Genomic DNA, 14,829 nt, shown 5'->3' with positions numbered 1-14,829 from the left:
GGTTTTACCCCACCCTAACCACTGCTTGAATTCAATGAACGATACCTCCAATTCAATAAACGACTACCCGAATTCAATAAATGACCACCCGAAATCAATAAATGACCACCCGAATTCAATAAACGACCACCCGAATTCAATAAACGACTACCCGAATTCAATAAACGACCACCCGAATTCAATAAACGACCACCCGAATTCAATATATTTATTGCATAAATTCTCAAAACCTCATTTGAAACCTGATTTACTAAGGTTTTAGCTTTAGTTTTACCCCACCCTAACCATCACTGCGATTAAGTAGGTAATCTTTGGGATTTAAGAAGAAATTCGACTTGTGTGTACACGGTAGCCCCAATACATCGGGGAGGGTTAGGGTGGGGTAAAACTGACGCTAAAACCTCAGTTAATCAGTTCTTGGGTTTAATAACTAATCAAGCGGACATAATATAAATGCTCACCCCGCCAGCCGATACATAATCACTTTTCCTTTCCAATTTTCTTCTACAAATACCAGATGCTCACCATTAGAACGGCGAAAAGCGCGGATACCATAGGGTATATCAATCCAGCCACTTTCGCTGCCAACTTCTGGGCCTGGTTTTAACTGTTGTACTTGCGCTCCCGTAGTTGCATTATAGACGTATACCTGTGCGGTTTTAACTGTCACGGCAAATACATAGTCTCCCGCCACACTCATCGCTGCTGTAGACACTTCACGTTTGCCGGTGGTGTCGTGGGGAATCACAATCCGCCAACGGGGAGTACGATTTCCTTGACTCCAATTGTCAAAACGGGCAATTTCAGATCCAGCAACTCCAGTATCGTCACCGAATGCAGGGTGATCTACTGTAAAGCCTGACAAATACATGGTATCTGTTTGGGGGAAATATTCGATCCGCCGCAAATCGTTAAATATTTTGGGAGTAGTTTGCTTTTCCATCGAACTATAACTGTAGATGGGGTTGCCTTTAGCATCTATTCCTTGTAAAGGATAGTGTCGAATGCCATCTTCTGTTCGCAAAGCTTTCCAAACATCTCCTTTGCTGTCTACCCACCATCCGCCGATATAGGGATAATCTTTGCTAGTATCATATTCGTTCTTTTCAAATTTGCCATTTCCGTTGCGATCGCGCCAGATCCATTCCCCTTGTTTTGGTTGATGCGGTGGCCAATTTCCGGTAAGAAATGGTTTATCTGCGCCATTGCTACCGACAAACATTCCGGCTGGGATAGCTACTTTACCATCTGTGGCTGGATTAAAACGATATATTTGCAAAAAGCTGTTATACATATCTGTGAGGAACAAGAACGGCTTCCCTTGGATGCGGCGAACAAAGGTTCCATCTGGTGATGTATGCAGACGTGGATCTTGAGGATATTTGAAAGCATTTAAAGTGTAGGCTTTGTAAGTCCATTGCTTACCAGCAGCCTTACTGTAATCCATGAGATAGCGTTCTTGTTTGGTGAATAAATCTACACCATCAGTTTTAGGATCGGCATCTGCATTATCGACGAATATCAATCCCAGCGATCGCCACATTAGTTTTCCCGATGGCGAAAATTTCCGCAAATCTGTTCCTGATTTGTTGAAACCATTATTATTTATATAGATATTGCCTGAAGCATCTGTACCAATTCCGGTAAGTCCATAAAGTTTCAAATCTCGAACTTCACCAGCAACTCCTGCATAAATACCGCCCTTACAGCCGAAACTACCCACCTGTACTGGCTGATCTTTGATGTCATAAATCAACATTTGCTGACGTGGCCCATTTTCTGCCACCAACAGCTTACCTTGACGATCAATTGCGATCGCAGTTGGTTCAACGATATCTGCAATCTGTTGGGGTAATTGCTTTCCACTCGGCGAATAATGGAGAATCTTGGCAGGCTTACTACCATTTTTACTTTGAATAATCCACAGATTTTTTTGTGGATCAATAGTTATTGCTCCCGGATTAGCAACGTTAAAGCTACGGAGTTCCTTCATCGTATCAGTATCATAGACACGAATCCGGTTAGTAGCAAAATCACTCACATACAACTCATTTCCCACAGTTGCTAATCCAGTGACTTCACTTTTAGTACTGGCAATTAGCATACTTTTATCCCAGCCACGCCCATTAGGAAAAGGCGCAGGTTTTACTGACAAATCATAACGTCTAACGCAATGCCAAGTTGTTCCTTCTGCTGGGTAATCTTCATTGGTTTTGCCCTTAGATCCCTGAGTCATGGCAATGTAAATATATTTACTATTTGCTGTTACAGCTATGCCACCGCCACGACTCCAGCCGTGAGTATCCCCAATAGCACCAATAACCTTACCATCTTTATAGATGGCTGCTTCCATTCCCGCCTCATCCCAATGGCTGTTAGTATAAACTGTGCCATCAGGGGCAACATACATTGCCTCAATATTGTTTTGTACACGCAAATTTCCACTACCAAAAGTGTTACCTATCCACGATGTTTTATAAGTAGGTGTGGATGTTACCGTATTGTTTTGTACTCGCAGATTTTCACTGGCAATAGTATTACTTATCGACGATGTTTTGTAGATAAGCGTGCGTGTTCCAGTTGTCGCCCAGTCTGTTGTAATTCCAAAAGTAGTAACAATGACTCCAACAGTCAGACTGAGTAAAAAGTTTAAAGTTTTGTTTTTTTGTAAATATCTAATCTTTAATATCTTTTTGATGTGCTGATTGTTGAATTTGTGACAGAGTTTTCTTAACTGCGCCATAAATTTATTTTTCATATATTCTTTAAGCTTTTAATTATTTATATACAATTGTTTTTTCTAAAATCCGCCAAAAATATAATTATTATAAATAACCAACAACTTTACATAATCTTTACAAGATTTACCTTATTCTTATGATTATTCAGCTAATATTTTGAAAACCTTATTTAAAGTATGATTTTTTACTTAAAAGTAATTAAATCTGGTAAACATTAATACAGGATAGTTCTATAACTATTAATTTATAGTGGTTTTTGTCTTTCCCTATCTAGAATTCACCTTCGTTAATTGGCAAGTATCAGATGTGTCCAAGCCAGTGTTATGTAGTTAATAAAAATACAAGTTTTTATTCGTTGTTGACGTTGATATATAAATAGTTTATAAATTGGTGTTCTATCTAAAAATCTTATTGATAATGTGTATTTAGTCTAGTGATTCAGCTTTGAAACATGCTGTAGGGGCGTACAGATGTGCATTGGTATAAAAGCGATTAGCGGTTAGCGATTAGCGATTAGTTTTAAACAAGCCGCCCAATATGAGCGGGGTATTAACCTCCCCAAGATTAATTTTTCGCCCACGAGGGGCGAGGCATGTACCGGGTTAATAGCTAATAGCTAACAGCTTTGTCAACAAAAGCTTAGAAATAGCTTAACTGTTAGCTTCCTCACCCGCCTGGAACTAAAGTTCTTTGGCTTTTAGCTAAAGTCTACTTCAGTAGACTAAAGATTATTGAGGATATTTAGTAATCTTTAGATTACTTTTGCTATTAGCAAGGAAGTTTAGTTCCTTGCGGAACATAGCTTTTACGTTAAATTGACACTTATGACAGATGTACGCCTGTTTTAATATATTTATAGGAGACACATCAGTGGAAAATAAAACAGAAAATTTTGCTTCATCATCTGCATCTATTCTCACCCTTGGATTAGGCTGGTTTCCCAAAAGTCCCGGAGGATTAGAAAGGTATATTTATGAACTAACTCATAAGTTAGTTGCAAATAAAGACCAGGTTGAATTATGCGGAGTCGGTCTACCAGAGGCTGAAATAAATTCGCCGATTAAGCTGACTAACTTGGCTTCTGTTGATAGCGCTATTTGGCAAAGATTATGGTCAATTCGCACTAATTTCCAAAAAACAAGAACAAGCAAACCAGATGCTATTAATTTGCACTTTGCATTATATAGCTTTCCTCTTTTAGATATTTTACCAAAGGGAGTACCAGTTACTTTTAACTTTCATGGGCCTTGGGCTTCTGAGAGTCAGCAAGAAGTGGTTAATAAAAATCTCAGTCTTTTGATCAAGCATTGGCTAATAGAACAAAACACTTATAATCGCTGCGATCGCTTCATTGTTTTGAGCAAAGCATTTGGTAAAATTCTACATGATAAATATCAAGTACCGTGGAGCAAAATTAATATTATTCCTGGTGGAGTTGATATTAACTGGTTTCAACCAAATTTATCACCCAAAGAGGCTTGTACAAAGCTAGGCTGGCCTAGCAATCGCCGGATAATATTTACATCACGCCGCTTAGTACATCGAACCGGAGTTGACAAATTATTACAAGCGCTGGCTATAATTAAGCCCAGAATACCAGATGTTTGGCTAGCGATCGCAGGTCGTGGTCACATCCAAGCTGCACTACAACAACAAGCTACAGAATTAGGACTAGATGACAACGTTAAATTTTTAGGTTTTCTACCTGATGAGCAATTGCCTATAGCTTATCAAGCTGCTGAATTGACTGTTATGCCTAGTCAATCTTTTGAAGGATTTGGATTAGTAATAATCGAGTCTCTAGCTTGCGGTACTCCTGTTTTATGTACCCCAGTTGGGGGAATGCCAGAAATTTTATCAGGATTTTCAGCCGATTTAATTACTACTTCTACAGAAGCCTCAGCCATTGCTGAAAAATTAGAGCAAGTGCTTTTGGGAAATATCCTTATACCTTCACGATCAGCTTGTCGCCAGTACGCCACCACACATTACGACTGGAATCAGATCGCCCAACAAGTACGGAAGATTTTATTAGCTTAAACAATTGATTGTAATAAATACTAGGGGTGCTACGTTGATCAAATTAGATAAAATAGAGGTATCATGAGAATTCTTTTCTTAGACCAAAGTGGTAAACCAGGCGGTGCAGAATTGTGTTTAATAGATATTGCTAAACCTTATGGCGATCGCGCTTTGGTAGGTTTATTTGCAGATGGGCCATTTAAAGATTTATTGCAGCAAAATAATATCCCAGTAGAAGTTATTGCAACTCAAGCAATCCAAGTTCGCAAAGAAAGTAGTTTGCTACAAGGATTAAAGAGTCTGGGACAACTTGCTCCTTTGATTACTAAGGTAGTTAAAATAGCGCGTGAATACGATTTAATCTATGCCAACACCCAAAAAGCATTAGTTGTCGGAGCATTAGCAAGTTTCTTCAGTCGTCGCCCTCTGGTTTATCATTTACATGATATCCTTTCCAAAGAGCATTTTAGCCAAACGAATCTTCGTATTGCTATTAACTTAGCTAATCATTTTGCATCATTAGTAATTGCTAATTCCCAAGCAAGTAAAACAGCCTTTGTGCAAGCAGGAGGACGTCCAGATATCATCGAAGTTGTCTATAACGGCTTTGATCCAAAGAATTATAAAAATGATGAGTCTGAGATTAATAAATTACAGCAACAGTTAGGATTGCAAAGAAAATTTGTAGTCGGACACTTTAGCCGTCTTGCACCTTGGAAAGGGCAGCATATTTTAATTGATGCCCTTGCCAAATGTCCGCCAGAGGTGACAGCAATTTTAGTGGGTGATGCACTGTTTGGCGAACAAGATTACGCTCAACAGTTACACCAAAAAGTTGCTGAACTGGGATTAGAAAACCGCGTCAAATTTTTAGGATTTCGTTCAGATATTCCCCAGTTAATGGCAGCTTGTGATTTGGTAGCACATACCTCTACTTCCGCAGAACCCTTTGGTAGAGTGATTGTAGAGGCGATGCTATGTGCAAAACCTGTAGTTGCAGCAAAAGCTGGCGGTGTAATGGAATTAGTAGAACATGGATTTAATGGTTTTCTCGTGACACCAGGAGAACCCCAGGAACTTGCACAAGTAATTATCACCTGTCTTCAGGAAACGGAAATAACTGCAACTATAGCAAGTAATGCCAGAACTAGCGCTAGTCAACGTTTTGATATGACAGCTATTAATAATTACATTGCTAAACTATTAGTAAGTAAATTTAATAGTAATTAGTTAAGAACTTCATGAATCGCAATGATTTTCATTAGCCCGTTGGGCAGCTTGTGCGATGCCTTCGGCAAGGGCTTCGCCCAACGCAGCTGGATAATGACTCAGTTGCATCATTTACAGCAGTTTTCATGTATTTGACCACATCTGATGTAGGGGTACAGCAATGCTCATACGTGTCAACTTAACGTAAAAGCCATGTCCCGCAAGGAACTTCAGTTCCTTGCTAATAGCTTAAGTCATCTTTAGATGACTAAATAATCCGAAAAATTTTTAGTCTACTTCAGTAGACTTTAGCTATTAGCCTTGAACTTTAGTTCTAGGCGGGCGTGGAAGCCAACAGATAAGCGATTTTTAGCTTAAGTTGACAAAGCTGTTAGCTATTAGCTATTAGCTATTAACCCGGTACATGCCTCGCCCCTCGTGGGCGAAAAATTAATCTTGGGGAGGTTAATACCCCGCTCATATTGGGCGGCTTGTTTAAAACTAATCGCAAGCTCGCTAACCGCTAATCGCTTTTATACCAATGAGAATGCTGTGCCCCTACCGCGTGGTCTATTTACCTGAAAATAGCTGTAATAATTTTCCTCTCAAGTCAAATATACTCATGATTCCGTTAGCCGTCAGACTGAAGTCTGCGGCTACACGAAGTAAGCCTGCTTATACAGACTTTATTTTCTGCTAAACTCTGCACTTTAGCTCAAGCCGCTTCCCGCAGTTGTGGTTGTGACGGCACACTCACTTCTGGAAATGAAAGCGAGAGTTGTTCGGCTTGAGGGACTGCGGCTTGCTCCAAAACTTGAACTTCGATATTTACGCTCACTAAATAACTGCCTGTATCAGCACCAACCGCTTCAGCAATTAACTTGGCAATGTCTGGGCGTTTAGCAGTTAACGGGTCACGTAAAATACACCGATCCCATTCATGCTTGGCAGTCGGATTGAGGTTGAGAATGTAATGCTTCATCATCGAACTAACCCTTGAATCCATCTTCCAGAAGGTTTTCACAGAGCCGTTATATATTTGGCTAGGCTTTGTGAACGCTATCTTCATTATAGTATATTTGTACTAAAACTGGCGATATCTGAGTGAGAAAATAGGGAATATAGACCAATACGCTTAGTAGGAGCGCACAGGTGTGTTCTTCCCAAATTTGCTGGCGGGTGTGAATCTCCAATCCCCAATTCCAGAAAATCTGCCCATAGGTAATTTCTAATACCAAGCTATTACAACTAAGCTTACAAAGTAACGCCTAATTTTTATATAAATCGCTATATGGTAGATATCTATATTATTGACTTATTTATAATTGGTCTACTTCTGCTGATGGTCACATTAGGGTCAGGTTGGATTGCTCGCTTACCTCTTTCTTTTGCCCTTATCTATCTACTAGTTGGTATTTTGCTAGGCCCTTACGCCTTTGGGCTGATTCAATTACGTCGAGATGAAGTTTTTAATGCCGAAGTGCTGGAAAGAATAACAGAACTTGTAGTAATTATTTCTGTGTTTAGCTGCGGCTTAAGAATTGTTCGTCCTATAAGGTTGGTGGGTTGGGGTATTACAGCCCGGTTAATTGTATTTCTGATGCCAATTTCAATTTTTGCTCTGGCTGTTGTGGGTAAATTGTTTTTAGGGATGAATTGGGGGGAAGCAATTTTATTAGGAGCAATTCTTGCACCTACCGATCCAGTATTAGCATCAGAAGTACAACTGACAGATATAAACGACCAAGATGAGTTGAGATTTGGTTTAACTTCTGAAGGTGGGTTAAATGATGCTTTAGCTTTTCCCTTCGTTTATTTTGGTCTTCATGCATTAAAAGATGACAACTGGGAGAAATGGTTTAAACAGTGGATCGCGGTTGATTTAATTTGGGCGATCGCAGCTGGCATTGTTATGGGATTTGTTATTGCAAAATCTATAGTTTGGATTGAAAAAAGAATTCAAAAACGCCGTCGTACCGATGAGTTAATGGAAGATTTTATTGCTATCAGCACAATTCTACTAACTTATTCCTTAACAGAGATGGTGAATGGCTATGGATTTTTGGCAGTATTTATTGCTGGTTTAGTTGTCCAACGCAGTTACAGAAATTCTGATAAACCGCTAGCACAGTTGGAATTTGTTGAGAAAGTTGAAAAACTGCTGGAAGTTGGAACAATTCTACTATTGGGATCAATATTATTATTGCAACCAATGCTCAACTATGCTATGCAATCTTTATTAGTGATAGTTTTATTATTCTTCATAATCCGACCTGTAGGAGTTTGGATTAGCACAATAGGCAAACGCCCTGTAGAATCACACCGCCGAACCTTTCATCCAGCAACTAGGTGGTTGATTGGATGGTTTGGTATTCGCGGTGTCGGCTCTTTATATTATCTCGCCTATGCCTTTGGTCATGGCTTAAAAGGTGAAGTTGCCGAACAAATTGCTTGGATAACTTATACTACTATTGTAGTTTCTGTGATTATACATGGCATCAGTGCAACTCCATTAATGAAATGGTATGAGCGCAATATTGCTAATCAGAGAAACCCTAATCCTCCCGCCACAATAGATGAATTTGAGTAAAAGTAATTTAATTTTCTAAACCTGTGACTCAAAACCGAAGAGAGGCTTTGAATCTTACTCCCCTTCCCTTGCAGGGAAGGGGTTGGGGGTTAGGTCTATATTCCCTATTTACCCGTCACCTTTTCAATAACTTCTTTCGCTTTTTCCCCAAAACTTTCTGGGGGATTTTGTTCTTGTTCAGCCTTCAAATTCCTTTCGTAAGTCTTCTCTAGAGTATTAAGATTTTTTGAATCTTTTATTGCTTGCTCATAAGCTTCTTGTCGTTCTTCTTCTTGAACACCAACACCAGGATCAAATTCGTTAGCACGATTAATTTTTTCTTCAGAATTTGGTTTATACTCTGGCGGTATTAGCTTTAATTCTTCAAGAGTAGTTGCATAACTAGCTTGCTGAACGAAAATGAAAGAACCTGACAAGCTAATGAAAATAATTAAACCAACGACCAAAAAGCTTGAACGTAACGCTTGCTTTAAAGTTAATAAAATTTTTTGCACAAAAAAACGCTCCTGTTTTTATTTTATGAGCCGTGGTGATGTATAAATATATTCAAGATTTCAGGCTCACAGGCATCCTAGATGTTTAGGTACAGTTTTTACTTCTACCGCAAGGTATATTAATTTTTGCCTATAGTAGGGGCGTACAGATGTCATTGGTGTCAACAAAAGCCTAGAAATAGCTTAACTGTTGGCTGACTCACCCGCCTCGAACTAAAGTTCTTTGGCTTTTAGCTAAAGTCTACTGAAGTAGACTAAAGATTTTTGGCTATATTTAGTCATCAAAAGAAGACTTTCGCTATTAGCAAGGAACTTCAGTTCCTTGCGGGACATGGCTTTTACGTTAAATTGACACCAATGTACATTTGTACGCCCCTACCTCTGTATCTGAATATTTCGTGAAATCGGATGAAATTCTCACCCAGTGTGCTTAACCCAAACGTATTCACCTATAACCAACTGTGATTAATTTTAATTCCTCGGCTTTGCATTACCTCTTCAAATAAATTTGTTGGTAGCGCTTCTTCCACAGCAAAAACACCTGGTTTCTTAAGTTTACCTTCTAGCAATAACTGGGCAATACTACCTGTGCCGCAACCAGAAGCCACAGCTGTATTTTCATGCACTACAGTTGAACAATAAACGGCAGTTTCACCATCTTTTTGCCCTGTAACTTCTGAACGAACTGCTACCCCAATTCCACTAAAATTATTAGTGACATCTGTCATCGAATGGCTGACATGAGACAGAAATTCAATCATGTAACGACGCTGCATTAACCACTTGGGAAAAATATGTGCAGCAATCCAAGTTAGGTGATTGTAAAAATCGGGAACAGAGCCAAACTTAGTAATTACAGTTTTTACTGATGGGAAGGCTTTGGGTAGTGTAAAGGTTTCTGGCATATCAAACCAGTAAACTCCGGTGCGTCCATAAGGAGGTGGAAACTCAACTAATTCTCTTTCACTATAAGGCTTAATTATCTGCCATTTTCCATCTATCCAAGTCTCAAAAGGATACTGCAACCCAAGAAAAGTTGTCCGCATCACTGTAATGCCAGCACCGCCAGAACCGGAAACTAAATAACTTAAATGGATCTTTTCTGGTTTATCAAATTGTTCAACCCCCTGACGCACCATGCTATTAGAAATACCAGGAAAAATACCACTATTAATAATTGCCGTCACACCAGCAGCAGCAGCTTGTTCACTGAAATTGAGAGCTTTGCTGGTATAAGAACGATGGTCGCTGACATCTATATAGTTAACGCCTTGAGCAATACAGGTTTCGAGAACATTAGTATCTCGATAGTGAAATGGCCCAGCACAATGGATGACTAAGTTAGAGTTTGCGATCGCATCTCGCAACTTGTCAACTTCTGCCAAGTCCAATACCAAAAACTGCACTTGTCCTCCAGAAGACAAGCTAACAGCCTTCCCAAACTCCGCAGAACGTCCAGTAATCGTAATTTGAGCCTGCGTATGGGTAGCGAGATCCTGAGCAACACTGCTACCAATCCGCCCCCGTCCACCAAGAATTAAAACGCTGTCTGTCATTACTCCAGATTAGCAACACTAACCTTATTTCACCAGTTTTCTGTACTGTTTGCCATCGGTTACAGGTATGACTTACCTGCCACGGAAGGAGGAGTTTTAGCATTGAGCCGAGAACCGGATACTGTTGGCGAATTGGTAGGGAGTCTAAGCCATCAGCCCCAATCCATCTTAATTTCTTTAATTTCAGTGCGTTTCAACGTACTTTAGCTATTAGCCCGCAATTTATTGCAGGGCGGGAAAGCAACGCAAAACCAGGATTTTAGGGATGGGGGGGTTTAACCCCTAGCGAATTGACCAACAGTATCAGAACCGTGCAAAAACGGAAGTTAAACCAATTCGCAATTCGCAATTACGTTTTGTAACGGGGATTTTACCCCGACACAAAACGTGCTGCCTCTACAGGCAGGGGAATTAAACCCCATTACGATCTGGGGTGTTGTCACTAATAATTAATTACGATAGCGGAATTAGATGAACCTAATCTACTTTTTGCGCCTCAATTTGCCTAACTACTGTTAGCGCCGAATAACTCACCCCAGCAGTACCTTCCCCTGGATGGGTGGAGTCACCAACTAACCATAGATGCTGGATTGGTGTACGATTGGCGAACCCAAAGGGGCCAAAGGTGGGAATTCTTTGACCAATACCGCCAACTATACCGCGATCGCGGGCTGTGAAATGAGCAAAGGTGCGCGGTGTTGCGGCTTCCTGATAAATAATAGTTTCTGGTTTGAGATAAAAGTATTGGGCAAGACGAGCGATCGCTTCTTGGGTAAACTTTTCTTTTAGTCCTTCATAATCATCAGTCTGCCACCACTGTGTAGGATCGACAAATGAAGAAGCAATAATTGTCGCTTTCCCCTCCGGTGCGCGACCATCTCCAGGATGACTAACAGAAACAAACAGGGAATTATTCTCGCCAATGGGGCCATTGACATCGTACATAAATTGTAGATGGGGAGGGCATTCAGGCGGAATCGCGCTGGCATCTACACCCAAATACACCACAAATGCACCCGATGCTTGGGGTAGTTTTTCCACCCGGTTTTTGTATCCAGATGGCGCTTGTTCTCCCAATAACTGCACCAAGTTTTGCACGGTGACATTGGTAACTATATGGTCTGCGGCTTCTGTCCAGACTTCCCCAGTTTTTTGATTTCTAATGACTACAGCAGTAGCTTTGCCGTTTTCTACTTTGATTTGTTCTACAGTGTGGCGCATCAACAATTTGCCGCCATCTCTTTCTAAGGATTGTACCAGGCGATCGCTTAATACTTGCATACTTCCCTGGAGGTGAAACAATCCTTGGGGCAGTTGGGATACACTCAACGCTGTGGCTGCATAAAGTAATGCTGTCTGTTCTGCATTAACTTGAGAATACAACTTCAGTTGCAAATCTAAAAAAGTTCTCAGTCGTTGGTCATTTCCCAGTCCACATAACCGTAAAGCATCTCCTACCGTAAACAAAGTGAAGGGTACAGTAATTAATGTACTAGGACGCACCGCTTGCGCTAGTTGCCACAAATCCCATAAATTACGTGGTGGTAGCACCGGATCGCGTCCTTGAAATTCCCAACTAGCATCAAATAAAGTTGCCATCAACTGCCAAAATGGTTCGCTACCAGGAAACTGTTTTTGTCGTTCTTCTTGCCATTTCTCTTGGTCGCGCCAAACATTAATCGGTGTGCTTTCCCCAGGTAAATATACCGCACAAGCAGGGTCGCAAGGCGTTGCTTGTGGCAAATCTATTGACAATTCTGAGAAAATCCGGTGGTGAATTCCCCCTGGTTCCAACCCCGCCACCTGAGTTGCGCCCACATCAAAGGTAAATCCCTGGCGTTTAAACGTCGAAGCACAGCCTCCGGGTACAAGAGCCTGATCTAAAATTAAGACGCTGTAACCTCTATGAGCTAATAATGCTCCAGCAGTCAGTCCACCTATTCCCGCACCGATAACCACGACATGAGAGTTACTTTTGTCAAGAGTAATGCTGGACATTGATTAGCTTTAAAATTCTTAATATTTTTAATTATAATTTTACCTTAATCTTTAAGTTAAAGAGGGTGCGATTTCTCAGTTGAGTCCAATAGGGACCTAACCCCCAACCCCTTTCCTACTAGGGTTGGGGAGTAAGATTTAAAGCCTCTCTCCTTTTAGGAGCTACGGTGTACACACAAGTCTGAAATAGCTGATTAACCAAGGTTTTACCCCACCCTAACCCTCCCCTTATAAAGGGGAGGGAACTAGATTTCCGGTCTCCCCCCTTTCTAAGGCTACGGTGTACACACAAGTCTTGTCGCAGTCTATCTTTATTAAAAAATCTCGCACTGCGTTTCTATCCCGCCTCGGAATGAATTCCGAGTCTCATAGCTGAAGTCCACTTAAGTGGACTGAACGATCAATTTAGTCCACTTAAGTGGACTTCAGCTATTAGCCCTGAACTTTAGTTCTGGGCGGGATGTCGGTGAGTGTGACAGTTTAACTCTGACAAAATGTAGGTAAAAAAGTTGAAACCTATGTGGACAGCACTTGTGTGTACACCGTAGCTTTCTAAGGGGGGATTAAGGAGGGTAATTCGACTTGTGTGTACACCGTAGCTCCTCTTAGGAGAGAGGTCAAAGTCTATTGCATACAAACGAGCGATCGCTATATTATCCCGCGATTTGAATCACGGGCGGATCAACTTAAACCCAAAAAAGTTGAAATCAACGGCAATAGATTGCTGCAATCTTCAACCAACTTTGTGGCACTGGGTAAACTAGAAATTGTCCCTTTTAAAATCTTTATAGCCGTTTTAGCGTCTAACTCGTAATGCTAGCGGTCTACCTTGCAATGTGCTTGCACTCACAATTAAATCTCTACCTCAGCCAATGCTTCATGGCTGAGGTAGAAGCATTTTCAATTGCCGATTCAACATTTTAGCCTTAACGTGGAACTGCTAACTATATATTAAAGACGCGAGGAGTGATCATGGGGCAGACACAGGAGCTAGGACAGATTATCATCCTGAATGGTGTCCCGCGATCGGGGAAGTCAAGCATTGTCGCAGTGATCCAGGAGACATTTGATGGTCTGTGGATGAACTTGGGTGTCGATAGGTTTATGCAAATGACTCCCCCACGATACCTGCCTGGGATCGGTCTGCGGCCAGGGGGAGAACGCCAGGACATCGAACCCCTTGTTCCCATTCTGTACAGCGCCATGTATGAGTCCATCGCCGCCCACAGCCGCTTGGGTCTGAATGTCGTGGTTGATGTTGGACACCATGACGCCTACGCAATCCCACGGGGCATTCTGGCCGATAGTGCGCGGCGTTTGAACGGATTGCCGGTCTTGTTCGTAGGCGTTCGTTGCCCCATTGAAATCATTATGGAACGGCGACAAAAGACAGGGGGGAAAGTGGGAAGTACAGCCTACTCATTAATGCCACATCCAGTTCAGTTATGGCAACGTGAAGTCCACATCCCTGGTATCTATGATCTTGAAGTCGATACCTCGTTGTTAAGCCCAGGTGCATGTGCTGAGGTGATACGCCAGCACCTCGCAGATGTTCCAACGCCGTCAGCATTCCAACGACTCGCAGCATACCATACTTAAGCTATCGTTATCAATATTGCAACTGTAGCGGCTCCCGAACTTATGGGAGCGGCTCCCGAACTTATGGGAGCGGCTCCCGAACTTATGGGAGCGGCTCCCGGACTTATGGGAGCGGCTCCCGAACTTATGGGAGCGGCTCCCGGACTTATGGGAGCGGCTCCCGGACTTATGGGAGCAGTTCCCGAACTTATGGGAGCGGCTCCCGAACTTATGGGAGCGGCTCCCGAACTTATGGGAGCGGCTCCCGGACTTATGGGAGCAGTTCCCGAACTTATGGGAGAGTTAAATTAAAGATATGCTTTTCTAGGCGAAACAAAGTATGCGCTATCAAGTTGTGCTTGCCAACTTAATGTTTTGACCGAATTCAGCCGAATCACTGGTTTTGAATACAAAGTAAACAACTCACTCAAAACTTCTTCCCCAGCAATTTCTCCAAGGCTGGTAAATCGTTCTACCTGTACAATATTACATCACGATGTGTAAGGGCACTGCCCATACGTGTCAACTTAAGCTAGAAATCTATTATCTGTTAGCTTCCACGCCCGCCTTGGAATGAATTCCAAGGCTAATAGCTCAAGTCTACTGAAGTAGACTAAAAATTTTTCGGATTATTTAGTCAT

10 protein-coding genes are annotated in these 14,829 nt (G+C 41.5%); 5 read left to right on the top strand and 5 right to left on the bottom strand.

All coding sequences use genetic code 11. The features are described from left to right. Positions 1–457 precede the first annotated feature (457 nt). Positions 458–2,758, bottom strand: coding sequence for a hypothetical protein (locus tag LC574_RS04295; protein ID WP_229451649.1), 2,301 nt, complete (start codon positions 2,756–2,758; stop codon positions 458–460). Positions 2,759–3,611: 853 nt separating this feature from the next. On the opposite strand from LC574_RS04295, the gene LC574_RS04290 reads away from it, so the two are divergent. After that, positions 3,612–4,781 (top strand): glycosyltransferase family 4 protein, encoded by a 1,170-nt coding sequence (locus tag LC574_RS04290; protein WP_229451648.1) that lies wholly within the window; start codon positions 3,612–3,614, stop codon positions 4,779–4,781. Positions 4,782–4,844: 63 nt separating this feature from the next. Then, positions 4,845–5,993: a glycosyltransferase family 4 protein gene (locus tag LC574_RS04285; RefSeq protein WP_229451647.1), complete on the top strand. Its 1,149-nt coding sequence runs from the start codon at positions 4,845–4,847 to the stop codon at positions 5,991–5,993. Positions 5,994–6,687: 694 nt separating this feature from the next. Here LC574_RS04285 and LC574_RS04280 read toward each other — a convergent pair. Beyond that, a complete protein-coding gene (locus LC574_RS04280; protein WP_100900343.1) occupies positions 6,688–6,957 on the bottom strand; it encodes a hypothetical protein in 270 nt (89 codons plus the stop codon). A gap of 306 nt (positions 6,958–7,263) precedes the next feature. On the opposite strand from LC574_RS04280, the gene LC574_RS04275 reads away from it, so the two are divergent. Continuing rightward, positions 7,264–8,562: a sodium:proton antiporter gene (locus tag LC574_RS04275; RefSeq protein ID WP_229451646.1), complete on the top strand. Its 1,299-nt coding sequence runs from the start codon at positions 7,264–7,266 to the stop codon at positions 8,560–8,562. 104 nt (positions 8,563–8,666) lie between these two features. On the opposite strand, the gene LC574_RS04270 is transcribed toward LC574_RS04275, so the two are convergent. From LC574_RS04270 to crtD, 3 genes are all read right to left on the bottom strand, one after another. Then, positions 8,667–9,056, bottom strand: coding sequence for a hypothetical protein (locus LC574_RS04270; protein WP_229451645.1), 390 nt, complete (start codon positions 9,054–9,056; stop codon positions 8,667–8,669). A 449-nt stretch (positions 9,057–9,505) separates the two neighbouring features. Next, positions 9,506–10,612, bottom strand: coding sequence for a saccharopine dehydrogenase family protein (locus LC574_RS04265; RefSeq protein WP_229451644.1), 1,107 nt, complete (start codon positions 10,610–10,612; stop codon positions 9,506–9,508). Positions 10,613–11,089: 477 nt separating this feature from the next. After that, positions 11,090–12,610, bottom strand: a complete 1,521-nt coding sequence (gene crtD, locus LC574_RS04260; RefSeq protein ID WP_229451643.1) for a C-3',4' desaturase CrtD — start codon at positions 12,608–12,610, stop codon at positions 11,090–11,092. 972 nt (positions 12,611–13,582) lie between these two features. Between crtD and LC574_RS04255 the strand changes: the two genes are divergently transcribed. Continuing rightward, positions 13,583–14,209, top strand: coding sequence for a chloramphenicol phosphotransferase CPT family protein (locus LC574_RS04255; protein ID WP_229451642.1), 627 nt, complete (start codon positions 13,583–13,585; stop codon positions 14,207–14,209). A gap of 42 nt (positions 14,210–14,251) precedes the next feature. Next, the gene (locus LC574_RS38450; RefSeq protein WP_306422079.1) at positions 14,252–14,500 is read left to right on the top strand and encodes a hypothetical protein; all 249 of its coding nucleotides are present in this window, start codon (positions 14,252–14,254) and stop codon (positions 14,498–14,500) included. Positions 14,501–14,829: the final 329 nt, after the last annotated feature.

This window comes from Nostoc sp. CHAB 5715 (assembly GCF_020829685.1).
GTDB lineage: Bacteria > Cyanobacteriota > Cyanobacteriia > Cyanobacteriales > Nostocaceae > Nostoc.
Note: the sequence above shows the minus strand (reverse complement) of the source record. Positions and strands in the feature narration are given on the sequence as shown.